We start from the raw sequence: 25,959 nt of genomic DNA, 5'->3' as shown, positions 1-25,959 counted from the left end.
GGCGGTTGTGAATAGATGCGCTTTACACAGTGCAAAGCGCAAATTTAATTTTAGCTGGTGGAGTGTTTACGACAGGTTAAACAATCGCTTTAAGCTATGAATGAAACCTGACGGCTTATTCTCCGCTTGATAGATGTTCAAGCCATCATAGAAACTTGCCATGAACTCAACACGGATTTCATCGTCTGTGCTTCTTGATAGTCGAGACAGTAGCTTGGCGGTCGCTGCCGCGTGATCGTTAGCTAGGCTGTAATCCATACCTAGTCGACCTTGAATAAACAACCATAAATGCGTTACTAACTTTAACTGCTGAGAGTTAGAGTTTTGAAACTTGTCGCTATGCTCACTGCCTACCGTATTATCGAAAACACTTTGCATCGCTTCGCTAGCGTCTTTATTGTTCTCAAAACGATAGCTGGCATCGATATGTTCTTTGGTCAGTAGACCAAGCAGTGTCTGACGTGCTGAATTATCAGGCTTATTCTCACAAGCGTGTTTAAACAGAGCGTGGTTTTCGTCGATAAAAGACGAGAGCTCTTTCTCGAAACCCGTTGCAATCGCAGTTACTGAATCTAAACCTGACTCTTTCAAGCAAACGTGAAGTTTTGTTCTAGCTTGTTGGTTTTCTTCAAGCTTTTGCTGATTACTGGTTGGAAGCTCAGTCATTACTCTGTAGCTCTTCCCACGTAATTTCTGCTGATTGTGTATCGCTATTAACGAATGCAGAGTTACCCGTCAGCATAACTGAAAGGTCCATGGTGCGCTCAGTCATTGCGGCTAATTGCTCAATACCATCGTTGTCTAGACGAACAATTTGGGCTTTCAGGTAACCGAATTTACCTTTGTTCTGCTCCCACCAAACGTTTGATTTAGTGTTGAAGCTGAACACTCGAACAGACTTTGATAGGCGAGTGGCTTTCTTAACACGTTCTGCGTCAGGTTCGCCCACATCGATCCACTCAAGGATCTGGTCATCTAAAGACTTCTGCCACAAATCAGGTTCTTCGATAGTCGACAACCCTTTAGTAAATTGAAGCTCCGGTGAAGCATTGATACAAAATGCCATGATGCGAGCCATCATACGCTGTTCTGTTTCAGAAGGGTGCTGTGCAATCGTTAGATTAAAAGAGTCGTAATAGTCGCGGTTCATATCAGTTAAAGAGATACGAAACTTGTAGATTGTCGGTTTAAGAGCCATTGGTGCGGTGTCTTAGGTAAAAATAGTGAAGGGGAATCTTACCTTAAATCTCTGAATAGCGGGTAAAAAAATAGCCAGCAGAGGCTGGCTATTTTTAGAAAGCTTTAAAATACTAAATTAAAGTACTTTGATGCTGTCAGCTTGTGGGCCTTTTTGACCTTGAGATACTACGAACTCAACTTTTTGGCCTTCAGCAAGAGTTTTGAAACCTTCGCCAGTGATTGCAGAGAAGTGTGCAAATACGTCTGGACCGTTTTCTTGTTGAATGAAACCGAAGCCTTTAGTTTCGTTGAACCATTTTACTGTACCAGTAACTGTGTTAGACATGATGTTATCCCTAAAATTAATTTTTATAGTGAGCCAATTGTGGCACTGATAGCGTGGAAAAGTTTATTGCTATTGCGTACAACACAACGGGGTTACTAGTAATCCAACGAAATGTTTATATACAAAGAACTTTCTTTCTAGCCGAAATCGAGTCTAAATCAAATCAGGGGATAGTCAATCGAATCCATAGTGAAAGGTTGCAGAAACTTGGGGGTAGTCAAACTTTGCATTCCTTAAATATCATGTAGTTACAGTTGTATGGTGATTTCTTGTCGTTTTTGTGAAAAACATAGGTAAGTTTGATGACAAAATTAGAGTGGTTGCACTGTTTTTACATATTCTGCTTTCGGAAAATAAAGCCGTTAAATTGACTTGAAGCCCCGTATTTAACGGCTTTATTTATAAAATCATCTAATGTTTGTGCTGATTGTTTTAACGGAGTTGCTACCTTTTAAGGCGGTAAAGGTTGCCATTGTCAGTGCTAAAGAAGATGTCCCCATCTGGCGAGGTTTCGATGTCTCTGATTCTTTCGCCTAGGTTTTCTAGAATACGTTGCTCGTCCGTCGCATCACCTTGCTCACTCACCGTTATCACATTGATATGGGTAAGTTTAAGTGCACCTGCTAATAGTTTTCCTTTGAGCTCTGGGAACTTATCACCTTGATAAACCACTAGGCTGCCAGGTGCGATTGAGGGAATGTAGACCTTTTTAGGCGCTTCGATGCCTTCTTTGGTTTCCGAATCACCAACGCTGATTGGCCCCCAATACTCCTTACCATGTGATGTGACAGGCCATCCGTAGTTGGCTCCCTCTTTTATTAGGTTAATTTCATCACCACCACGTGGGCCATGCTCAATCGACCACAGCTTTTTAGTAGGAAAGTCGTAGAACAGTCCTTGCGGGTTTCGGTGGCCATAGCTCCAGATTTCGTTGAGAACCTTGTCGTTGTTTACAAATGGGTTATCGCTTGGTGTGCTTCCGTCAGCATTCAAGCGCAATATTGAACCTGCATGAGTTAAGGTATTTTGCCCGTTATCTCGATCACCACGGTCGCCAATCGAAAAGTAGAGGTGGCTATCATCGAAAGTAATGCGACTGCCAAAGTGACGTCCAGTGTCGGTTCTCGATTCTGAAACGAATACATCTTGCCAATTAGACACTTCACCATTTTGGTAATCAGCAGAAGCGAGTGTGGTTACACCTTCATCATCGATGTTTTTGCTGTAAGTGATATAGAGTTTGTTTTCTTCAAAGGGCGAAAAGGTGATATCTAACGCTCCACCTTGACCTTTTGCCCACACATTGGGAAGCCTGAACAGCGTGCTCTGGTCACCGGTTTTCAAATCAATATGTTTGATCACACCTTCTTTTTCTGTGATTAGCATGGATCCTTCGTCTACATAGGCGAGTCCCCATGGAATCACGAGTCCATCGGTGATCTTCTCGGCTTGCCAAGCAAAAGCCGTTGTTGAGGCAAGGGGACCAGACACAACCAGTGCCAAAGCTGAGGTGAGTATACGGTGATAAGTGTTCATTGAAGTCCCTTCATTGTTGCGATCTAGTGTTAGTCTAGCGTGTGTCAGCGACAGGCGGAAAGTTAAGGTGTGTGAAAAGTGACTATTCACATATTTAGTCCAGCCAGTGTTGTATGATTATACGAGCTAACGTATGTTTACTCTGCGACAGTCCAATCGATCCTTTCGGAGCACCATGAATATCATACCTGCAACATTCTCTCTATCTTCTATATCTCTATGTTGTGAGGTTGATAAACCAAACCTTTTAACTACGTTTACAGCCTCATGAGCCGTCGATTTGATTTTAAGTCGATCTTACTGGCGTGTTTGGTCATCAGTATCGGTCAACTCAGTATGGGTTTGGTGTTTCCTTCTTTACCCTGGATCGCTAAGGACTTTGATGTATCGCTAGAACAAGCCCAGTTGTTAGTGAGTGTCTACCTGCTAGGCTTCGGGCCTTCACAGTTTGTTTATGGTCCAATTTCAGATGCTTTGGGGCGTAAAAAGGTACTATTAAGTGGCTTACTACTCGCCATGTGTGGCTTGTTGATGATCATCTTCTTCAGCCATTCTTTTACCAGTATGGTATTGGGGCGATTCCTGCAGGGATTGGGCACGGGCTGTTGTGCTGTGCTGGCTCGCGCTTCCACACGAGATAGATTCAACGGTGCTGACTTACCATTAGCGATGTCTTACATTGCGATGGTTGCGTCGATTACACCTCTTATTGCCCCCGTCATTGGTGGCTTTATCAACTTCCACTTTGGCTGGAGTATGGTGTTTATCTCGCTACTTGGCTATGTCTCATTAGCTTGGGTCGTATTGGCGTTTAAATTCAAAGAAACGGTTTTACAGCTCTCGCCGATTCCCTCACCGAAGAAGATGGCATCGCAATACAAAGAGCTACTCACTTCTCGCTACTTTATGAGTTTTGCGAGCATTGGTTGGCTTAACTTTAGTCTCATGATCACCACTGTGTCGGTGATGCCATTTATTATGCAAAACCAGATCGGGATGACATCCGATGAATACGCGATGTGGGCGGTGATCCCAGCGTTAGGCATGCTTGGCGGGACAAGTTTGTGTAACCGTATCCGTCCAATGTTAGGTAACAAGAAAACACTGTTATGCACGCCTGTGTTACATATTTCGGCAGCGTTGTGGCTTTTCTTCTGCCCACTTGAGCCTCTCTATCTAATGCTCGGTCAGTTTTTGATGATACTTGGGAATGGCATCGCGTTACCTTGTGCACAAGCCTTGGTGATGTTGCCTTACAAAAAGAATGCAGGTGCAGCTGCTGCGATGTCTGGAGGCGGCCAAATGGTGGTGTCTTCGCTGGTAAGTATGGGGCTGGTTAAACTTGGTCTTGGCGAAGCGTGGCATCTGTCATTGGTCATCGCGTTATTCACCGCGATTACGTTATTGAATATTTTACGTGGCTTTAGTAGCCAAGAAGCCAGAGACGCTCAGCTTAGCTAGTTAAATGAGTTATCGAATCTAAACTGAAAGGCCACTGAAATGATGAATTTCAATGGCCTTTTAATGCTCAACGCTTTGGTTTAAGTTGCCAAAAGATCGGCTATTCGCAAACCACGGCGACTTTCTCACTGGCTGCAGTCTTAGCTGGAACCGGATGGTCGATCAGTCGAATAGGGGACTCATAAAGCTCAGATAAGGCCTGTTCATTAAGTAACTTATCAGCGCAGCCTTCAAAGGCGATCTTACCTTTCTTTAGAGCGACTATGTGTGTCGCGTAACGCAGAGCAAGATTCAAGTCGTGCAGAATGACGATGATTCCAACGTCTTCTTTTTTATTAAGCTCAGACAGCAAACCCATCAATTGGAACTGGTGATGAACATCTAGCGCGGATGTTGGCTCGTCGAGAATCAATACTGGAGACTGTTGAGCGAGCAACATTGAAACCCATGCACGTTGGCGCTCACCGCCGGATAAATCGTCTGCTAAAGCTTGTGAAAACTCGGCAACGCCTGTTCTATCCATAGCTTGTTGAATAATGGATTGATCTTCAGAGTTCCAACGACCAAACGCGCCTCGCCAAGGAAAACGTCCTAAACGAACCAATTCTTCGACCGTTAAGCCTGCCGAAGCAGGGAGCTTTTGAGGTAAATACGCAATCTTCTTGGCTAAGTCTTTGCTTTTGAAAGAAGAGATGGAAGCGCCATCCAGCTTTACTGTGCCGAGATCTGGTGCCATTTGTCCAGAGAGCAAGTTAACCAGAGTCGATTTACCAGAACCATTGTGACCAAGAACGACCGTAAGTTCATTGGTTGGAATGGAAAGCTCGTCAATTGAGAGAATAGTGCGTTCGTCACGGACCATTTTTATACTTGAAAGCTGAAACATGTCAGTCCTGGATTTTAAGATTAAGTAATAGTGTTAAGCGGTTTTCTTATTGTCTGGGTGTCTAGGGCAATCGTCGCAATATTTTCTAGAGTCACACTTGTAGACTAAGCAACAGCTGACCCTAACGAGCTTAAGCAACCCTGTTGTATCGTCGACTTTGAGGCTGTCTAAGTGGTTCTCTGGTAGTTGGCACGCTGTTAACCATAGCCTTGCTTGCTCAGTGATGTACTCATTAGTCAGGCTTTGTTCGCGCTGTTGCAGTTTGATCAAACAACCCAGCAGTAGATCCGCGAGCAAATGGTTGGTAAACCCCGGGCGAATGCGTGTCCACTCACTAATCTGGCTGCGAAAAAATTCTGTGAGTTCCAATATGGCTTGACCCGCATGTGGGATTAGCTCTTCTGGTGTACCGTGTTGGTGATCACCATTAAAGAAGCGGTATCCTGTGACGAACTCTTTATACCTAAACTGACCGATATTCTTGATATCTGGCAATGAATGAAGGCCATAGATAGAAACGAAGGTGACGTAGATTGGCTGCCAGCATACTAAATCCCAGGTTCGGGTTAACCAATAAGCTTTACCTGCTTCGGAATGGTTTTCCGCTAAGCCATCGTAAACGCGCTTTATCTCGATGTGGCTTTTGTCATTTGTGATGGCGATACTTTTGCTGCTCAGAGAACCATAACTGCCGCTTAAATAAGGGGTAATCTGTTTTGAATAAGCGAAGATTTTCTGGTGTAGAGAAGGAGCTCTACGACGAGTGGCAATATTGTGCAGCTGGGAAAGCATGTTAAACCAGTAAATGATAATCAGTTGCGTTATCATATCGAACCTTATCGATGATAACCATACAAAATGGAGCATCTCCTCGGAGAACTCTAATTATAGAATTTATAAATTGAGTGCGTCTTAGTCATTTTTAAGTGATAAAAGCCTCTTTAAATGATAAAAAGTATTTCTGAATTAACTTAATTGCTGCCACTAGCGAGATTATAAAAGCGTGACTATGAACACTCCTGCATTTGACCGTATCAGCCGTGTCTTGGCTTATATACATGCGAACCTCAGCTCGACATTATCTTTAGAGGATATTGCGAAACAGAGCTGTTGGTCTCGTTGGCAACTGCAAAGAGTGTTTCAAGCCGAAACTGGGCTCACTGTGGCGAACTACGTCAGAGAGCTTAAGTTAAGCCAAGCAGCTGAAGAACTGTTAGATACCAAAGAGCGAGTTATCGATATCGCGCTTGAACTGGGATTCAATTCAGAAATTAGCTTTAGCCGTTCGTTTAAGCAGATGTTTGGCTCCAGTCCGAGTCAGTACCGAAAAGCGGGCAAAAGAACGGGGCTTCGTAAACCGATACAAGTGTCTGACATGCTGAGCAGCGCTGATAATGGCCCGCTGAGCTTCGTTGAAGTCCGTATTGAGGAAAGAGAGTCGTTCCTAGTGAAAGGCATCACTTCTGAAATCAGTGGTCTGTTTTCGCTGACACAAGATTTTGCACAGAAAGTCCCTCAATTGTGGTCACGATTAGAAGGGGAAGTGACACTACCTGACGACAATGTCTATCAGTTCATTGGTGTGGTTGATCTCACTCAGGCTTGCTTTGATGGTACCAATATTCATTATTGGGCGGGAGTTGAACTGAATGATGAGATTTCAATTCCTCAATTGCCGAGCATTATCTCTGACAAGCTAGAGATCTTAAACATTCCAAAGCAAACCTATGCTGTGGTTAAACATTGTGGTCCGATTGAGAATCTTCGACATACTTTGAGTTGGTTTGTACTTAATTGGTTACCAAGTTCTGGTTATCGAGGTGTTGATGGCTACGAGCTTGAAGTATACCCACTCGATTATCAAACTCATGCAGCAGATGCAGTGATGGAGTACTGGGTTCCTATTATTAAATCGTAGTCATATCGCGTCTAGCATACTCTTTACAAAGCCACTCACTAAGTAAGGTCAATTGTGTTTTTAATCATCAATTGACCTTATTTCGTTATAAATAGGCCAAGTTCTTTTTGAACTTGCACCAAATTGTTAATTATCCCATCTATAGATACATACAATGCAAATGAGATTTATTATTATTTACAATAAGCATTGGTACCGAGGGAATCATGACCACTCACACTCGTTTTAAGTATTCATCACTAGCAGTTGCATTGCTGACTGCACTTTCAGCGCAAGCCATGGCGGAAGAGACCGTTCCTACGGCAGATTCGAATGTAGAAACAGTTACGATTATGGGTAAAGCCTATCGTAATACCGCGACTAAATCGGCACTTGAGCCTGAAGAAACGCCTCAAGGCATTACCGTTATTGATGAAGAACAGTTAGAGCAACGAGGTGTTCAATCTTTGAATCAAGCCCTTCGTTATGCACCGGGTGTTGTAACTGAAAACCGCGGTAGCTCGGTGGCAATGTTTGACTCGTACTCTATTCGTGGTTTCGCGACTAACAATGTTAACTACTACGATGGTCTGTCACTTCAATTCTTGAATGGTTGGAACCTACAACCGCAACTTGACCCGATTGCAATGCAGCAAGTAGAGATCTTCAAAGGACCTACCTCTGTACTTTATGGCGCTATGCCACCGGGTGGTATGGTCAACATGATCGCTAAAGCGCCACAAACGGAGCAGTCTACTAAAGTTGGCGTTGCGACAGGTTCACGTAATCTACAAGAAGCGTCGATTGATACTACTGGTCAGTTCGGCGACAGTGACTTTTCTTACCGTTTGATAGCACTTGCTCGTAAGCAAGATAGCCAAGTTGATAACGCAGAAGAAGAGCGTTACTTGATTGCTCCTTCTGTGGACTGGCAAGCAACGGACAGCACGTTAATCAACTTCAATCTGTACTACCAAAATGACCCTTCAATGGGTATCAACTCGGCAATGCCATTGGATGTGCTGAAAGCAAGTGATCCATCTGTTTCTATGGGTGACAAGAACTGGAGTAAATTTGAGCGTGAAGTTCTTATGGTCGGCTATAAGATCAACCATGAGTTCAATAGCAACTGGACATTCCTACAGAACGCTCGTTATACAGATGCCTCTTTATACCAAGAGAACACTTATCATGTGAGCTACGACCCAAGTACACCTAATCAGCTTGACCGTTACTTGTACTCTACCGATGAGAGCTTTAAAGGGTTTGTTATTGATAACCAATTGAGCGGTATTATCGATGTTGGTTCAGTAGAGCATAACTTGTTGCTTGGTATCGATTACCAAGATCTAGACGGTAATGTTAACTACTCATCTTACAGTGCGAATGGCAGCGGCTTTAGCAGCTTTGATCCATTGAATCCGAACAACGATCTACTAGACCGTAGTGACGTGACTAAAACCGGTGAATACTTAGATGACACAACGTCAAGCCAGCTTGGTTTCTACGTTCAAGACCAAATTCGTCTGGATGCGTTAGTGCTGATTGCTGGTGCGCGATTCGATCACTACAAGTCTGAAAGTGATTACTACGCACATGAATCCGATCACAAGCAGTTCACTTACCGTTTAGGTGGTTTGTATCAGTTTGATAATGGATTAGCACCATTCGCAAGTTATGCGACGAGCTTTGAACCAGCTCCAGGTGTCGATAAAGCGGGTAACGAATTCGATCCAGAGAATGCTCAACAAGCAGAGATTGGTGTGAAATACCTGTCTGATGATATGTCGAAGGAAGCGACAGTTTCTCTATTCCATATCGTTAAGCAAGATATGTTGATGACAGACCCAACTAACGTTTATGGCCCAAGAATCCAAGTGGGTGAAGTGGTATCGCAAGGTGCGGAACTATCAGGACGTTGGTTCGCGACAGAAAGCTTCGATATTGCGGCAGCATACACGTATGTTGATATGGAAATCACAGAAGACTCTAGTAACGGTTTAGAGGGTACTACACCGATCTATGTGCCTGAACATACGGCTAATGTGTGGGCTAACTACAACGTATTTAATGGTATGTTGGCTGGTTCTCGATTCAGTGCCGGCGCTCGTTACGTGGGTGAAATGCAAATGGATGCGAGCAACACGCAAGGTAAAGTTCCGTCTTACACGGTTGTTGATTTGTCGGTGGGTTATGATCTAGGTGCAGCAAGCGACACACTATCTGGTGCGACAGCTAACCTAGCCGTGAACAATATTTTCAACGAAGAATATTATGCGTGTTACGACCAATCTAACTGCTGGTTCGGTGCTGAGCAGTCTGTAGAGCTTAGCGTGAACTACGAGTTCTAATTCAGTTAGTAATATCACTTAAAAAGCAGCCTTACATTGGGCTGCTTTTTCTTATCAAGAAATATTTAATTTAGATTGAGTAGGTTAGGCATGAATACAACACGTGTAGACTCCCATTTTTCTAAAGTGACAAAACTGAACAAGACACTGGTATTTGCGTTGTTGGCGAGCGCCTTATCGTTTAATGCGATGGCGGATTATCAAGTTGAAGATAGCGAAGGAGTGAAAACCCTAGAAGCTCAACCTGTTAGAGTGGCGGCGCTGAACTGGGACATTGCAGAGCAAGTGATCGAACTCGGTGTAACACCCGTCGCAGTACCTGATATTGCAGGGTATACCGATTGGGTTGTTCAACCCGCTATTCCTAAGGGGGTTGCGGATATCGGTACTCGAACTGAACCTAACTTTTCTGCACTTAAGAAACTCAACCCTGATGTGATTCTTATTGCTTCACCTCAAAAAGATTTGCAGGAGCGACTTTCTGAAATCGCGCCTGTGCTTTACTACCAGACATACAGTGAACAACACAGTAATGCTGAAGCTGCTATTGATAACTTCAAAAAAATAGGTCAATTGCTTGGCAAAGAAGAGCAAGCGAGCAACAAACTGGCTGCGATGGATGAACGTATTGTTGCCCTCAAAGCCGAACTAGACAAAGCGTATCCGGGTGACAAGCCGAAAGTGACTTCTTTCCGATTTGCAAGCACCACTTCGGTATCCATTTATGGTGATAACTCGATTCCACAATATGCGCTTGAGCAACTTGGCTTTGAAAATGCGATGGAGCTTCCTGCGAGCCAGTGGGGTATCAGTCAAAAGCGTATGACCGAACTTAAGAAGGTGAAGAATGGCATAGCGCTTTACTTTGAACCTTTCCCGTATCAAGCAAAGTTAGACAGATCTCCGATATGGCAAAGTATGCCTTTTGTTCGTACTGAACAATTTAGCCCTGTGGCAGCAAGTTGGAGCTACGGTGGTGCGATGTCGATCCTGTATAACGCGGAAGCCTTGGCACAATCATTATTGGCGCTAGCGGAGCATTAATGAAATCCAGTGGTTTGATGGTGGGGGTGGCGCTATTTCTCGCTGCCCTTATTCATTTATGGCTAGGCCAGTCTGAATTTGGGTCTGTCGTTCAGTTGTTCCAGCAAGTTTCACAGGTCAGTGACATCGTGACATTCAATAGAATGGTTGATGATTCATTCGAGTTGATGGCGTTACTTAATGTCAATTTACCTCGTTTGGTGATGGCTATTCTGGTTGGTGGAACACTCGGCACTATCGGTAGTTTGTTCCAACAGTTAACGCAGAACCGCATGATGTCTCCGCTCACACTCGGTACTTCATCAGGTGCATGGCTTGGCTTGGTTATTCTGAATGTGGTCGCGCCGATGTTGGTCGCTCAATATTCAGTTTGGTTTGCACTGACAGGGGCGCTGCTTGCTATGGGGCTGATTGTCTCCATTGTTGGCATCAAAAACATGAGCGGTTTGCCGATTGTTTTGGCGGGCATGGCTGTTAACTTACTGCTCGGTGCATTTGCGACGGCGATTATTTTGCTTAATGACCAGTATGCGCAGAACTTGTTTATTTGGGGAGCTGGCGACCTTGGTCAGAATGGTTGGGAACAAGTGTTTTGGTTGATCCCTAAACTGCTGCCAATCTTTGCTATTTTCCTGTTGGCTCCGAGGGTTCTGACTCTGCTTTCGATTGGTACAGAAGGGGCTGCTGCACGTGGTCTTAATATCGGTACGACCTTCTTTGTACTAATGGCGATTGGCGTTTGGCTGGTTTCCGTGTCGATTACTTCGGTAGGGGTGATCAGCTTTATCGGTTTGATTGCGCCAAACATCGCGAGACATTTGGGCTTTTTAAAGGCGAAATCTGAACTCATCGCCAGCTGCGTGCTAGGAGCGTTGTTACTTTGTGTGACTGATAGCTTGGCGATTTTCTTGGCACAATGGTCATTGGATATGATTCCAACAGGAACGGCAACCGCGGTAATTGGTGCTCCAGCTTTGATCATTATTGCTCGTAAGCAGATGTCAGCTCAGGATCAGCTATTCTTCTCGATGCCTAAAGGGCCAAGGTCTATTTCACCTCTGGCTTATTTCTTAGTGGGTACGATGATCTTCGCTTTACTGGCGTTGAGTACAATGTCACAGCCTGCTTCTGATATGGGCTACTTTGTTATCCCAGATTCATTTGAATGGTCTATTCGTTGGCCTAGAATGTTAACCGCAATATTCGCTGGTGGCGGTTTGGCTGTGGCAGGTGTGATTTTACAAAGGTTGGTATACAACCCACTTGCCAGCCCTGACATTCTTGGTGTGTCAGCCGGTGCGGTTTTAGCCTTGATTTTCAGTAGCCTGTTTATGGGATACTCGATTCACTCATTAAGCCCGTGGGTAGCGTTTTTGGGCAGTGCAGTAGCACTGTGCTTGTTACTGCTACTTGGTAAAAAGCATCAGTTTGCACCTTCGATTCTCATTCTCACTGGTATCTCATTGACCGCCGTGTTGGAGGCTTTAGTGCAATTTTCTCTAACACGAGTCGGCGAGGGGAAATACACTTTATTGGCTTGGTTGGCAGGCTCTACGTATCGTGTTGAACCTGATACCGCGACGATCATGGCTTTAGTGACAACCGTTTGTATTGGCATTGCCTTACTGTTGAGCCCTTGGGTGACGCTAATTGCAACGGGTCGTCAATTCGCGAGTGCTAGAGGACTGAATATCAACATCGCCTATGTGGCTCTGTTGTGTATTGTCGCGGTTTTATGTTCGATGGTAACAACCACTATGGGGCCGGTCGCTTTTGTTGGTCTACTGGCTCCGCATATTGCCGCCATGGTTGGTGCTCGCTTGGTTCGAGAGCAGATCATCTTATCGTTTTTGATTGGTGCAGCACTAATGTTATTCGCTGACTGGTTAGGGCAAGTGGTGGTGTTCCCGGCTCAGCTTGCGGCAGGCACGTTGGTTTCTATTATAGGTGGAAGCTACTTCATCTTCTTGTTGCTGAAATCTCGAAGAGTGTGAGTGAACGCCCAGCACTTTGTCTGCTGAAATCAGTATTAAAGGCAGTGATTGATGTTATCTATCGCTGCCTTTTTAGTTCGTATGCGTTATTCAACCTGAGCGTAAAATGATCAACCTAGCTCTCGCTTTTGATACGCAAACTTTGCATATGTTAACAAGATGTATAACGCTAAGGTCTGACCACTTAGTTGAGTAGCCCATATGACCGACCTATCTCGTATTACTTGTTCCATTGATGAAAACCAAATTGCGACGGTGGCATTAAATCGCCCAGATAAGCTAAATGCCATTGATATGGATATGTTTCAAGGCGTTAATGACATGGTCAAGGCGCTTAAAAACAACACGGATATTCGAGCTGTGATCGTGAAAGGGAACGGGGCTGACTTTTGTTCCGGACTTGATGTGAAGTCGCTGCTGAACAGCAAATCTGGTGCGATGAAGCTTTTGTTTAAGTGGTGGCCAACACGTCCTAATGCCGCGCAGTATTTCTCGGTTGGTTGGCGAGATATTCCATGCCCAGTTATCTTTGCAATCCATGGCCGCTGTTGGGGAGGTGGCTTGCAACTGGTGAGCGGGGGAGATTTTAGAATTGCTAGCCCTGATGCGAACTTTTCTATCCTAGAAGCCAAGTGGGGCTTGATTCCTGATATGGGAGGCGCGATAGCCTTTAGAGAGTTGATGCGTAAAGATCACACTCTTGAAATGGCAATGACCGCTAAGGTGATCGATAGCGAGACCGCAAAAGAATACGGGCTTGTCACAAAAATAGCCGAAGATCCGTACGCGGAAGCTTATGCCTTGGCATTGGAGTGTGCGAACCGGTCGCCGGATGTTGTCGCTGCTAATAAAAAGCTCTACAACAAAACTTGGTGGTCTAGCCCTGGTGTCGCGTTATTCTACGAGACTTGGTACCAAATCAAAGTCGCTTTAGGCAAGAATAGAGCGATAGCGGCACAGCGTGAAATTCATCCTGATAAACCACGCGCCTACTTAGCGAGAAAGTTCAAATAACGTTTGTACAGGAATAATCGATATTCCCTTTGTTTATAGGGCATTGCGGTAACCTTAGAGCAATTTTATGTCTAAGGCTAAATGAGCATCCTGATGAACAAAACTTTTACTTACTCTCTAGCTGCCACCGCTATCCTAACTAGCTTAAATGCGTTCGCAAGTGGCCTATTTTTACAAGAGGCTGTTGTCGCCAACGCTGGTACTACAGGTGCAGGTGATGGTGTGTACACTCGTTCTGCTGCGGCGATGTGGACTAACCCTGCCACTATGTCTCACATGGGCGAAAGTAAGACGACCATCAACACCATGGCGTTCGATCTTGAGATGAAATATCAAGATAACGGTGACAAGCAAGATGGTAAAGCTCACTCAGTAATGCCTTCATTTGGCGCCTTTCACGCGCACCAAGTGACTGACAAATTACACCTTGGTATTGCACTTGGTGCCGTTGGTGGTTCTAGCCTTGACTACGGCAGTGATTGGGCTGGAGCGGGGCTGTTAGAAGATATCACTTTAACCGCAATGCAGATTAACCCATCGCTTAGCTACAAGTTGAATGATCAATGGTCTGTAGGTGCAGGTGTGCAATTTAACTGGGGTGCATTCCAACAGACGACTTCAATGCTGACAGCTAAACAAGACACTGATTGGGCATACGGTTATAACCTTGGCGTCATGTTTACGCCAACAGATAAACTTAAGCTCGGTGCAAGTTACCGTTCAAAGTTAGAGCATGAATTCAACAATGATGTAAACGGTAAGCTTGGTGCGAACGCTCTGAATTCGCTATCGACTGAAATTATTCTCCCTGAGATCATCGACTTAAGTGCAAGTTATTCTTTGAACTCTCAACTTGATCTTCTGGCGAGCATTCAATTCCACCGTTGGAGTGAATGGGATGAAACCGTACTTGATTTTGGCGCAACTGATATCGGTGGTGTTCCTATTAAACGTGATTGGGATGACGTATGGAAATTTGCTGTTGGTGCGGACTACCAATTGAACTCTGACTGGCGCTTAAAAGCAGGTTTCTCCTACGAAACTTCGCCGCAGGATGATCCGTCAATGCAATGGGCTGACCTACCGGTGGGTGAACAGTACCGTTACTCAGTAGGCGCTTCTACCTATTGGGACGACATCTTAATCGATGTGTTCTATGAATATGCAGATTTGGGTTCTGTTGATATGAATCGCAACTTAGCAGGATCATCAGTTAATTTGTTGAACGGTTCGTTCGATGGCCGTATCCACTTCGTTGGCATTAGCGCGACCTTCTAATGACAGTACGTAAACTACTCGTTATTGGTGTGGCAATACTGGGTTCAACGGGTGCTTTGGCTGAAGAGAAGCACCCCGACGATCCAACCAAGATTGTTACTAAAGCTGGCTTTGCCTACAACGAAGAGCTCAAGTTCTCTGGTTCTATTGGGCTTGACGAAGCTCGAATGATCAACGCTCGTGTTAATGCTGACGGTGAAGAGTGGCGAGTTGGGGGCTCTTGGCTATTGCCTTTGGGAATCGTCAACTTTAACTTTAGTCGCTCTGAATACGACAACGATGCTTATAAGAACAACTACAGTATCGGGACATTTGTTCCACTGAGTTACTTTGATATTGAGCCTTTCGGCTGGCAGATCTTCCCAATGGCGGGCTACAGCTATAACGATGGCGAAGTAGCCGTTTTCGATGACGAAAACGTTGGTTCTGATTACGTGTTGATGCCGAGCTCTACACATGGTGGCTATATTGGTGCCTTCGGCTTAAAAACGATTACTGACGAGTGGTCGATAATGGCTTTTGGTGGGGGCTCAATGGGCTCTGATGACTATTCAGGATACTGGACCGGCGTAGGGGCAAGCTACAGATTGACTGATGCACAGTCATTTAACTTCTTCACTATTTTTGCTGAGGATGACTTTGGTGAAAATAACAGTGTCGGTGCTTCCTACACCTACGAGTTCAAATAAAACTCGTTTGGTATCGATATAATAACCTGAACGTAGGCTCAGCGGCTGAGGTGAGCTTACGCTCAGGTTTTTTTATAGATGATTGAATCCAAATTTACTTAGTGTTGGCAAATTAAATGGCTTCGTAACGCTCAATATAGCTTTGCATTACCGCGTTCATAGCACGAGTGATATTAGCGTATTGCGCTTCTTCTAGGTTTGCGAGAGAAACGCGTAGCGACCATGTTGGCGCATCAAATCCAGCACCCGGCATCACAATCACGCCATGTTCCTCTGCAAGACGAACCAAGAAATCTAATGGTTCATACGTCTCTTCTAACCAAGTAAAGAACCCATCGCTATGAATCGTTTGAGCGATTTCTTTTAGGTCAATTTCGACGTAATAAAACGCACCTGTTTGATCGCCTTCTGCAACGATCGGTGCCGCCAAGTTCTTCTCCATCAAAGTATGATAACGACGACGCACGATCTGTTTGGCCAAGCGCTTATATTCTTCACCGCCTTGCATTAGAGATAGCAGCGAGAACATCGTCATCTGGATTTGTTGCGGAGTAGAAAGGCCAGCAGTGTGGTTCAGTGCCACGGCACGGCTGTCAGCCACCAAGCGATCAATAAACTTAAGCTTACTCGGTTCTAGAGTGATGCCTTGGTATCGTGTTGAAAGCGCATTTCGAGTCCCTTCTGGGAGATCACCAATCATACGGTCGAAGTTATTATCTTCATGAACACCGATTACTCCTAAACGCCAGCCTGTTGCGCCAAAGTACTTAGAGTACGAGTACACCAGAATCGTGTTTTTCGGAGCAAGCATAGCCAACGAAGTGAAGTTATCTGCGAAGGTGCCGTAAACATCATCTGTCAGCAGGATCAATTCAGGGCGACGGTTCGCGATCTCCGCAATCTTAAGCAGAGTCTCATCACTCAGCCTTACTGATGCCGGGTTGCTTGGGTTTACTAAGAAGAACGCTTTGACGCTTGGATCGTTTAACTTATCTAATTCAGAATCAGGGATCTGCCACGCTGACGCTTCCGTTGCCATGATTTCTACTTTGTTGAGCGAGTAATCCTCAAGCTCTGGCATCTCGATGTAAGGCGTGAAAATTGGCGCGCCAATCGCAATGGTATCACCTTGGTTTAATAGGCGGTTGCTCTTCAACGTATTGAAGATATAAACCATGGCCGCGGTGCCACCTTCAACAGCAAACAAGTCAAATTTGCCTGCAGGCACGGGTTGAGAGCCTGCCATTTCCTGCTCAATGTATTTGCGAGCAATCAGTTCTGAATACTTAAGCATGCGGTCTGGAACGGGGTAGTTATTCCCCAGAATGCCGCCAACCCATTCATAAATCAGCTCATCGCTGTCTACCTGATATTGCTCAGTAACAAACTGGAAGGCTTCAATAAGGAACTGAACGCCTTCTTGCTCTTCATGCTTCTCACAAAACTGAAGGAAACGTAGGCTAATGTCCTCTTTAGCTCCCATACCGCCAAAGCCTTGGTAGTCAGAAAAGGTCGCTTTTGACTCTTCTAGTGCAAACATTCCTAATTGAAAGAAGGCTTCGCGTGGCGCTGTTGCTACCCAGTTTGGGTTGCCGCGACCAGCGTTGATCATTGTTTTCTCATGTGAATGCTGGGCAAGGTCGATCAGTGTATTTTTTACTTCGAATGGGCTGAGTGTTTCCAGGCGCTGTTCATCTGTGCGTTTCATGGTCTTTTCTCTTTAAATTTTTGATTCGTAAATGCGTTAATTAGGTATTTGGTGCTTGTTCAAGAGGTGTGCTCTTGAACAAGCGGTTGCTCTTTCCAACGAGCGGTTGTTCTAGGAAATTTTGGTAATTAGGTTGACGATGATTGGCCCCCACAAGGTGAGGAAAATATTGGCAACCGCGTAAGTCATGGTGAAGCTCGGTACTGGTGTACTGTTCTGAGTTTTCTCTAGTAGAGACGCGAAGGCTGGGTTAGCGCTGCGGCTACCTGCGACAACTGCTAAGGCTTCGACTGGGTTCTTGATTTTCAGAACGTAGTAGTTGAATAGGAACGTCAGTATTTGTGGAATCATGGTGACCAATACGCCAAGCAGTAATAGCGTCACACCATTTTGCTTGATGGCCGTAAGGGCAGGCGCACCAGCATTGATACCGACAACGGCAACAAACACTGCAAGTCCAAACGTTTGCATAAAGTTAGCAGCACCGTGGTTAATGCTTCCTAAGCGTGGCGTGCGCATTCTCAGGTAACCGACAAGCAAACCAGAAACTAGACAACCTAAGCCAGAACCTAAGGCAATATGCGAACCGCCGATAGAGAATCCGATCTCACCAATCAGATAGCCCAGTACCATACCGAAGGACATGGTCACAAAGTCGGTGACACTTGGAAGCGGGCTGTTATAGCCAATTTTCTTCTCTACTTTGGCAAGGTCGTCTTTCTGACCGACTAACGTTATTTCGTCGCCTAGGTGCAGCTCGGTATCTGGCAATGTCGAAATGTCATGACCCATACGTGACAGTTGAGTAATGTAAACACCACGACGAATATGTGCGTTGGTTTCATCGTGAAGCTTACGTAGCGTAATACCCGCTAACTTTTTGTTGGTGAGGACGACTTTTTTCTGCGTGTGAACCACATTGGTCTCTTCGCTGAATTCGCCAAGCTCGATACCAAGAGAGGTCACTTTCGGAAAGGCTTGCGTAAGACCTGTCAGGTAGACTTTGTCATCGGCAGCCAGAATCGGGTTTTTTGCTATATCTAACGTCGAGTCTGAATCTCCATGTTGGCGGTAAATCGCTTCAATCGTTAGATCAGAATCGAGCGCTTCTTCCAACTCAACAACGCTCTTGCCTACAAATACTGAGTTTGCTGTGACTTGATAAGCGCGAGAAGAGACACGGTTGAGTGCCGAGAATTCACCTTCATTAAGTTGTTTGCTGCCTGAGCCCATTTGTTCAGCCAGTTTCTTGGCTTCTTTAGTGATGTTCCAACCCATTACCATTGGGATTAGAGACATCATCAAGATAGGGCCAAGAGATCCAAAGATGTAGGTAATCGAGTAGCCTACTGCCACATTGGTTTTGAGTGTTGAGGTGACATCGGGTGCTAGATTTAGCTGATCAATGGCGTTACCAGCAGTACCTATTATCGCCGATTGTGTGAGACCGCCCGCAGCAAGACCCGCCGCTAAACCTTTATCTAGGCCTGCCCATTTAGCTAATACGACAACGGTTACGAGCCCAACAAACGTCATTACGAATGAGGCGAATAAGCGCGTTAGTGATGAAAGGCGGAATGATGAGAAGAACTGCGGTCCTCCGTTGTAACCCACCATGAAAATAAACAAAGCAAAGAAGATACTTTTTACTTCATTGGAAATTGTAATTCCGCCGATTTGGCCAAGCCCAACGGCGACCAAAAGCGAGCCTGCAATCCCACCTAATTCAAACTTACCGATTTTAATTTTACCGATTAAGTAACCAAGTCCTAGAGATAGGAATAGAGCTATAAATGGATAGTCTCTTAATTGTTCAATAATAAATGACATGATAAACCTTTAAATGAAACACCTTCGATATTTCACTTTAATTAATACGTTAACTTGTAAATGATAAATATTTATTGATTTCTATCGATTGTTCTTACCTAAGAGTTGCTTGTCTTATGGTGTAATCGAGATGATTTCTTATGAGTATGGGTTTTATCTTTGTGATGCTTATTGTGGTGACCATCAGGGTGGTGATTTACTAAATGTTTATGACCTTCTGGATTACCACCATGTGGTTGACCAGAATGAGAGGGCTGATGTTCTCTATATTCCAAATGGTCTTTGTTATGTTTATGCTCGACTTCCTCGCCGTATACTCGTTTCATTTTTTCTTTGATAGCGACTTTGGTGTGGTGTGATTGATTAGACATATTATTCTCAGTTAGTTGTTTAAGGAACGATGAGAATTATATCTATCAATGTGGGATATAAATCATTTCCAAATAAAATCGCCATAAAGCCAGGAAATGATTTTTGCTTGATAAATCTTTATCAAATTGTTGTATTTATTGGTTTTATTTTTATTTTATATACGTTGATTTCAATGTTATGTCAGTTTGATTTATTGGGCTTGCCGATAGTTAAAATAGTCGCACTTCAAAACCAAGGTGAACACATGAGTAAGTATAAAGGCGTAATTGTTGGGTCAGCTTTATTTATATTACTGTCTTTTGTATTTGGCTTTCATTATGTAAAAAGCGAGATAATAAAAGAGAAAGTAGCTAATTTTAAATTTCCAGCCGTATCGGTAACAACTGAGGTTGTCAATAAGGATGTTTGGAATGAGCATTTAAATGTAATTGGTAATATCCATGCTAATCAATCAGTAGAGGTAACGAGTCAAATATCAGGGCAAATAAAAGAGGTGCTTTTTAAATCAGGTCAATTTGTTAATAAAGGTGACGTTCTAGTTAAGTTGGACGATGCATTATTGAAGGCAAACTACAAGAGCCAGTTGGCAAAGGTAGAGTTGGCGAGAACAGAGTTAAAAAGAAACAGAAGGCTATTGAAAAATAATAGTGTCTCTCAGAATTCGGTGGATAAGCTAGCCGCTCAATTTAATGCCGAATCAGCGAAGTTAGAATATATTTCTACACAGGTTGAATATATGAAAGTTAAAGCGCCTTTCTCTGGGCATGTTGGAATCAGAAAAATAGACGTGGGGGACTTTATCAATTCGAGCACAGCGATTGTGGATCTTGAAGATAACTCAAAACAGTATGTCGACTTTTCTATTTCGGAGCTTTATCTACACAGTGTGCAAGTAGGACAAGATCTACAGTTTAAATCTGATGCAGCGAATGATGCCACTTATCACGCGACCATAACTGCTATTGAGCCTAGTTCAGATGCGAACACACACAATATCGAATTACGAGCTGTGACGACTGAATCTGTGCCGTTGGAGTCGGGTATGTATGTGGATGCAACACTAACCACTTCCGATTCAAACACGGTGATCAGTGTGCCATCCGTGGCAATCAGCTACACCTTATCTGGCGATACTGTGTTTGTTCTAGATACTTCAACGAAACAAGTGAGCACGAATTCTGGAGCTTCAAGTTCAGCCAGCACAAGTTCAAGCAAGCAAGATTCAGAAAAGGCAGAAACACCATTTTACGAATATAAAGTGGTTCAGCGCACAGTGGAAATTGGTCCCAAACAGGGAGGTTATGTTGGTGTTCTTTCTGGCTTGAAAGAAGGGGATGTGGTGGTGACCTCAAATCAGCATCAGCTCAAAAACGGTGGTTTGGTTTTGGTAAACAATCAACGACCACTTGTTACTCATGCGCAGCCAGGTAAATAGGAAAATCCCATGACATTTACTGATGTATTCATCAAACGTCCGGTGTTGGCGACGGTATTAAGCCTTGTGTTGTTGGTACTGGGGCTTAAAGCTTTTACTTCACTGCAGGTTCGTCAGTACCCGGAAATTGAAACGGGTGTGATCACTATTACCACTAGCTATCCCGGTGCCAGTGCGTCAAGTGTGCAAGGTTATGTGACCCAGCCGCTACAAGCTGAAATTGCTCAAACAGCGGGCATTGACTACATGACATCAGACAGTGCCTTGGGTAAATCGGTGATTACGGTGTACTTGAAGTTGGGATACCCATCAGATGGTGCATTGACGGAGATTTTGTCTCTGGTGCAGCAAGTGAAATACAAGCTGCCCTCTGGAGTCTTGGATCCAAGTATTCTTAAATCGACTTCTCAATCCCCAATTCTGTATGTCTCTTTTTCAAGCGATACACTGAAAACAGAGCAAGTATCGGACTATGTGAGCCGAGTGGTTAAACCGACGTTTTCTACTGTAGAAGGGGTGTCTAAAGTCGATATGTTGGGTCAGCAAGATTTTGCGATGCGTATTTGGCTGAAACCTCAAAAATTAGCGTCTTATGGTTTAACAGCTACCGATGTACAAAATGCACTGCGAGCAAATAACATTGTGAGCGCGGCCGGCAAGTTACAAAACCCATATATCGAAGTCGATATTAATGCTCATACAGACTCGAGCTCGGTGGCTGATTTTAAAAACATGTCGCTCAAAGCCCACGATGGGCAACTGGTGCACTTGAAAGATGTTGCCACCATTGAGTTGGGCGCGGCTACTTATGACTCGGACGTTGAGTTTAATGGCGTGACCACAGTAGCAACGGCGATCAGTAATACCGCGACATCTAACCCATTAACCGTGGTTGAAGGTATCTATGACTTATTACCTCAGATAGAAGCGGGCTTACCTGATGGTATTAAAGCGGACGTGGTATACGACTCAACCAAGTTCATTGAGACATCAATTGAAGAAGTAGCCAAGACTTTGATGGAAGCAGCGCTGATCGTTGTGATTGTCATCTTTGCGTTCCTCGGTTCGATGCGTGCGATGTTAATCCCGTTGGTGACCATTCCATTGTCCCTGATTGGCTCGATGTTCTTCATGCTGAGTATGGGTTTTAGCATTAATTTGCTGACGTTACTGGCAATGGTGCTCGCGATCTCTTTGGTGGTGGATGATGCGATTGTGGTCGTAGAGAACACATTCCGTCACCTTGAGGATGGCACTAATCCAATTAAAGCGGCTATCAACAGTGCGCGCGAAATTGCAGGCTCTGTGATTGCCATGACCATTACTTTGGCTGCGGTGTATGCGCCGATTGGCTTCATGGGTGGCTTGACCGGTAAGCTGTTTACCGAGTTTGCTTTCACTTTAGCGGGCTCTGTTTTGATCTCTGGTTTTATCGCACTCACGCTCACACCAATGATGTGTTCAAAACTACTCAATAAGTCGATTTTGGATGGAAAACTGGTTAAGAAAATCGATGCGGTTATTGGTGGTTTGACTGAGCGCTACCGCAAGGTGTTAGAACATGTGCTGAATAACCGTGTTTATATCTGGCCGGTAGTAGGAACACTGCTTATTAGCTTAGTGTTCATGTTCATGAATACCGCTTCTGAATTAGCGCCGGAAGAAGATCAAGGCGTAATGATCGTGATGGGACAAGGGCCGGCCCAAGCCAATACTGATTACATTCGTCACTTCACGCCTGCTCTTATCGACGCCATTGGAAAAAATGACGAAGTCGAAATGACCATGCTAGACAACGGCTACATGAACAACAATGCGTTCTTTGGTTTGGGTGTATTGAAAGATTGGGATTCACGAAAAGCAACCGCAAAAGAGGTGATGCAACGTTTCCAAAAAGAGAGTTCGGTTTTACCAGGTTTGCAGGTGTATACCTTCTCGCCACCAGACTTACCAGGGACACCGCAAGGCTTACCATTCCAAATGGTATTGAAGACGCCAACGGGTTCTTATCAAGACCTTTACCAGTATGCTGAAAAGCTAAAAGAGTATGCAGAGAAGAGCGGTAAGTTTATCTATGTGCAGAATGACCTTAACTTCAACAAGCCTCAAGTTGAGATCCATATAAACCGAGATAAAGCGGCACAAATGAATGTCAGCGCTCAAGATGTTGGTACGGTGCTGTCACGCTTTATCAGTGAAGGCTTCGTGAACTATTTCTCAATGGACCAACGTAGTTATCAGGTGATTACTCAAGTACCGAACGAAAATCGTAACTCTTGGAATGACTTGAAGAACTATTACGTACGTTCGAACACTGGGGAAATGGTGCCATTAGCGTCCTTAATTGAGATTAGCCAGTCGGTACAACCATCAAAAGTGGACCAATTCCAGCAACTGAACAGTGCCATGATAGAAGCGAAAATGATGCCGGGTATCAGTATTGGTGAAGCTTACCAAGTGATGGAAGAGGGTGCCGCTCAGATCTTACCTAAGTCATACAGCACAGATACCTCCGGACAGCTTCGTCAGTTCTTGCAAGAAGGATCATCATTAGTCACGACGTTCTTCTTAGCCTTGGTGATCATCTACTTAGTATTAGCTGCGCAGTTCGAAAGCTTACGCGATCCGCTGGTGGTATTAACCAGTGTTCCGCTGTCGATTTTTGGTGCCTTAATGCCGCTGTATTTGGGGATTGATACGCTCAATATCTACACCGAGGTTGGATTGGTCACCTTAATCGGACTTATCAGTAAACACGGTATCTTGATTGTTGAGTTCGCCAACCAGATGCAAGAGCAATTGAAATGCAGCCGCCGCGAAGCCGCTATCCGTTCAGCAACAGTGCGGATGCGCCCAGTACTGATGACAACCGCAGCTATGGTCGTCGGTGTTGTGCCGCTACTGATTGCAAGTGGTGCCGGAGCACAAAGTCGCTTCTCTATAGGTTTGGTTATCACCGTTGGTATGTCGGTAGGCACGCTGTTTACCTTGTTTGTTGTCCCTACGATCTACACCTATTTGGCGGCGGACCACACCACAAAGGAACAGGATGATGATTCAAGCGAAGAGCCTAGTAAGCCAGTTCAAATAAACCAGTCATAAACAAGAAAATTTAATCAACACGAATCCCACTGATGAGCTTAGCCGCTTAGGGGTTCGTGCACTCAAAATTCAGGAAATTAGAGGTTCACATGAAATTACATTACCTATATCCACTGTTAGCGTTGTTCACCGTTGGCTGCGCAAGTTCAATACCAAATCGGGAAGAAGTTAAAAGCGTCGATTCCCAGCATTATTTTGTGGATAGTCAGTTTGATGACGACATGGCGGGAATGTCTTGGGTGGCAAAGGACAGTGCTTCACACCACTTTAATCAGTTCAAATTCAATAGTGTTGAGATTAAAAGTTCTGGCATCGATAAACGTGTCTCGAAGACGGTACAGAAAGAGTTCAAAGCGCAGATCCTTACCAGTATGAACGAGAAACTTGAGCTTAAATTACAGGGGTACGAGAACAAGTTCTTAGAAAACAAAATGCTGGATATCAGCGTCACTTTGTATGGCATTGACGATATTCCTGAGGACATTCACGTCACAGAGTTTATTCCGGTTGGCTCTATCATTGGCGCTATCAAATACGCGGTTGGTACTCGTGATCGTTCAATTCGAGTGCTCGCAAGCGTAGACCTAAAGGACCATGATTCTGCTGAGTTGGTAGGGCGCCGTATCTTCGTGGTGAATGATAATGGTGTTCTAGAAAATGATAAATCAGCGATAACGATCGAGATGCTTGATAAGAATGTCGATCAAATCACTAAGCAGGCGGTCGACTTTGCTTTTGAGGTGACTTACCTAAACACAAAGCAAGGTTAAGGCTATGAAGCGTAAAAACAAACTCTGTAGCCAAATGACGTTAATGATGCTGGTTATCGGTGTGAGTTGTTCGGTATTCGCGAGCGACGATAATTATGAGCAGTGTATTCTGACCGCATTATCTGAAGCGAAAAGCCAACAAAATATCGAATGGCTAAAAGAACAGTGCGCTGCTTTGAAGACTGATGCTGAGAATAAGACTCAAGACAACGAAGCAAATGCAGGTTCACCTGAAAGGTCACCAGAGCAAAAGATCTCGCGTTTGAAATTGGAGTACACAACAGAAGATAACCCATTTGTGATAACGCCATATCGTTTGAATTATATTTTGCCCATTACCCACATGACGAGCGTCAATACTGAGCCGTACGGAGATGAGCGATTTGGCGGTAAAGCCGATGATCTGAGCGACGAAGAGATTAAGCTACAGGTAAGCTTTAAAATTCCTGTCATGGACAGTGGTGTGTTTAATCAAGAGGACAAAATCTATTTTGGTTTTACGATGAAATCATTTTGGCAGGCGTATTCGTCCGATATTTCAGCACCGTTTAGAGAGACAAACTACCGTCCGGAATTGTTTTATGAAATGCCTTTGAATATTGAATCGAGTGATGGTGTCTGGTTCTCTCGATTCGGTCTAGAGCATGAATCGAATGGTAGAACTGAGGATCTTAGTCGCAGCTGGAACCGAGTCTATACAGGGGTAGGATACATACAAGATGACTTCTTAGTTTATCTACAGCCTTGGTATCGTATTCCGGAATCTAGCAGCAGTGACGACAATCCAGACATTGAAGATTACTTAGGTCACTATGAGTTGTCGGGGGCTTATAAATGGGAGGCGTTTGAACTCTCAGCACTAGGCCGCTACAACTTTCAAACCGGCTATGGCGGCGTTCAAACCTCGCTGAGTTTTCCTCTGTTTGGGCGACTAAAAGGCTATGTGCAGTACTACAAGGGGTATGGTGAGAGCTTAATTGATTATGACTATAACAGCGAGCGGATCGGTGTCGGTGTTCTTCTTACTAATGCGTTATAGAGCAATGTTTAGAGTTGTGTTGCAAAGA

General features: G+C 44.4%; 21 protein-coding genes. 12 read left to right on the top strand and 9 right to left on the bottom strand.

The genetic code is table 11. The annotated features are described in order from the left end of the window. Positions 1-66 precede the first annotated feature (66 nt). The 4 genes from L0991_16550 to L0991_16535 form a co-directional block, all read right to left on the bottom strand. Positions 67-666, bottom strand: a complete 600-nt coding sequence (locus L0991_16550) for a hypothetical protein (GenBank protein XGB65140.1) — start codon at positions 664-666, stop codon at positions 67-69. Next, positions 659-1,198 (bottom strand): YaeQ family protein, encoded by a 540-nt coding sequence (locus tag L0991_16545; protein ID XGB65139.1) that lies wholly within the window; start codon positions 1,196-1,198, stop codon positions 659-661. The genes L0991_16550 and L0991_16545 overlap by 8 nt, the downstream gene beginning before the upstream one ends. 117 nt (positions 1,199-1,315) lie before the next feature. Continuing rightward, entirely contained in the window at positions 1,316-1,525 is a 210-nt protein-coding gene (locus tag L0991_16540) for a cold-shock protein (protein ID XGB65138.1), read from the bottom strand. Between the two features lie 444 nt (positions 1,526-1,969). Further along, positions 1,970-3,061, bottom strand: coding sequence for a PQQ-dependent sugar dehydrogenase (locus tag L0991_16535; GenBank protein XGB65137.1), 1,092 nt, complete (start codon positions 3,059-3,061; stop codon positions 1,970-1,972). 267 nt (positions 3,062-3,328) lie between these two features. Here L0991_16535 and L0991_16530 point away from each other — a divergent pair, with 267 nt between their 5' ends. After that, positions 3,329-4,522: a multidrug effflux MFS transporter gene (locus L0991_16530; protein XGB65136.1), complete on the top strand. Its 1,194-nt coding sequence runs from the start codon at positions 3,329-3,331 to the stop codon at positions 4,520-4,522. 100 nt (positions 4,523-4,622) lie between these two features. Here L0991_16530 and L0991_16525 read toward each other — a convergent pair whose 3' ends face one another. Together L0991_16525 and L0991_16520 are read right to left on the bottom strand one after the other, a co-directional pair. After that, on the bottom strand, positions 4,623-5,408 hold the full coding sequence (locus tag L0991_16525) for an ABC transporter ATP-binding protein (protein XGB65135.1): 786 nt from the start codon (positions 5,406-5,408) through the stop codon (positions 4,623-4,625). Positions 5,409-5,441: 33 nt separating this feature from the next. Then, on the bottom strand, positions 5,442-6,200 hold the full coding sequence (locus L0991_16520) for a siderophore ferric iron reductase (protein XGB65469.1): 759 nt from the start codon (positions 6,198-6,200) through the stop codon (positions 5,442-5,444). 217 nt (positions 6,201-6,417) lie between these two features. Between L0991_16520 and L0991_16515 the strand changes: the two genes are divergently transcribed. The 7 genes from L0991_16515 (at position 6,418) to L0991_16485 (ending at position 15,675) form a co-directional block, all read left to right on the top strand. Continuing rightward, a complete protein-coding gene (locus L0991_16515; GenBank protein ID XGB65134.1) occupies positions 6,418-7,326 on the top strand; it encodes an AraC family transcriptional regulator in 909 nt (302 codons plus the stop codon). Between the two features lie 206 nt (positions 7,327-7,532). Further along, positions 7,533-9,656, top strand: a complete 2,124-nt coding sequence (locus L0991_16510; GenBank protein ID XGB65133.1) for a TonB-dependent siderophore receptor — start codon at positions 7,533-7,535, stop codon at positions 9,654-9,656. 90 nt (positions 9,657-9,746) lie between these two features. Next, the gene (locus L0991_16505; protein ID XGB65132.1) at positions 9,747-10,700 is read left to right on the top strand and encodes an iron-siderophore ABC transporter substrate-binding protein; all 954 of its coding nucleotides are present in this window, start codon (positions 9,747-9,749) and stop codon (positions 10,698-10,700) included. After that, positions 10,700-12,694 (top strand): Fe(3+)-hydroxamate ABC transporter permease FhuB, encoded by a 1,995-nt coding sequence (gene fhuB / locus L0991_16500; protein ID XGB65131.1) that lies wholly within the window; start codon positions 10,700-10,702, stop codon positions 12,692-12,694. The genes L0991_16505 and fhuB overlap by 1 nt, the downstream gene beginning before the upstream one ends. 201 nt (positions 12,695-12,895) lie before the next feature. Continuing rightward, positions 12,896-13,708, top strand: a complete 813-nt coding sequence (locus tag L0991_16495; protein ID XGB65130.1) for a crotonase/enoyl-CoA hydratase family protein — start codon at positions 12,896-12,898, stop codon at positions 13,706-13,708. 93 nt (positions 13,709-13,801) lie between these two features. Further along, positions 13,802-14,986, top strand: coding sequence for a TonB-dependent receptor (locus tag L0991_16490; protein ID XGB65129.1), 1,185 nt, complete (start codon positions 13,802-13,804; stop codon positions 14,984-14,986). Beyond that, positions 14,986-15,675 (top strand): hypothetical protein, encoded by a 690-nt coding sequence (locus L0991_16485; protein ID XGB65128.1) that lies wholly within the window; start codon positions 14,986-14,988, stop codon positions 15,673-15,675. Before L0991_16490 ends, L0991_16485 begins: the two co-directional genes overlap by 1 nt. A 112-nt stretch (positions 15,676-15,787) precedes the next feature. Here the strand turns inward: L0991_16485 and L0991_16480 are convergent, their stop codons facing one another. From L0991_16480 to L0991_16470, 3 genes are all read right to left on the bottom strand, one after another. Further along, positions 15,788-17,383, bottom strand: a complete 1,596-nt coding sequence (locus L0991_16480) for a bifunctional aspartate transaminase/aspartate 4-decarboxylase (protein ID XGB65127.1) — start codon at positions 17,381-17,383, stop codon at positions 15,788-15,790. A 111-nt stretch (positions 17,384-17,494) separates the two neighbouring features. After that, on the bottom strand, positions 17,495-19,213 hold the full coding sequence (aspT, locus tag L0991_16475; protein ID XGB65126.1) for an aspartate-alanine antiporter: 1,719 nt from the start codon (positions 19,211-19,213) through the stop codon (positions 17,495-17,497). Positions 19,214-19,311: 98 nt separating this feature from the next. Then, positions 19,312-19,584 (bottom strand): hypothetical protein, encoded by a 273-nt coding sequence (locus tag L0991_16470; protein XGB65125.1) that lies wholly within the window; start codon positions 19,582-19,584, stop codon positions 19,312-19,314. Positions 19,585-19,613: 29 nt separating this feature from the next. On the opposite strand from L0991_16470, the gene L0991_16465 reads away from it, so the two are divergent. The 4 genes from L0991_16465 to L0991_16450 all read left to right on the top strand — a co-directional run bounded on the left by L0991_16465 (position 19,614) and on the right by L0991_16450 (position 25,931). Continuing rightward, positions 19,614-21,020, top strand: a complete 1,407-nt coding sequence (locus L0991_16465) for an efflux RND transporter periplasmic adaptor subunit (GenBank protein ID XGB65124.1) — start codon at positions 19,614-19,616, stop codon at positions 21,018-21,020. Positions 21,021-21,029: 9 nt separating this feature from the next. Next, positions 21,030-24,122 carry an efflux RND transporter permease subunit gene (locus L0991_16460; protein XGB65123.1) on the top strand — a complete coding sequence of 1,031 codons (3,093 nt, stop codon included), beginning with the start codon at positions 21,030-21,032 and terminating at the stop codon, positions 24,120-24,122. Between the two features lie 89 nt (positions 24,123-24,211). After that, entirely contained in the window at positions 24,212-24,892 is a 681-nt protein-coding gene (locus L0991_16455) for a hypothetical protein (protein XGB65122.1), read from the top strand. Between the two features lie 4 nt (positions 24,893-24,896). Beyond that, a complete protein-coding gene (locus L0991_16450) occupies positions 24,897-25,931 on the top strand; it encodes a phospholipase A (protein ID XGB65121.1) in 1,035 nt (344 codons plus the stop codon). The last annotated feature ends 28 nt before the right edge of the window (positions 25,932-25,959 follow it).

Source organism: Vibrio chagasii (assembly GCA_041879415.1).
Taxonomy (GTDB): domain Bacteria; phylum Pseudomonadota; class Gammaproteobacteria; order Enterobacterales; family Vibrionaceae; genus Vibrio.
The sequence above is the reverse complement of the archived record's forward strand: the minus strand, read 5'-3'. Positions and strand labels throughout refer to the sequence as shown.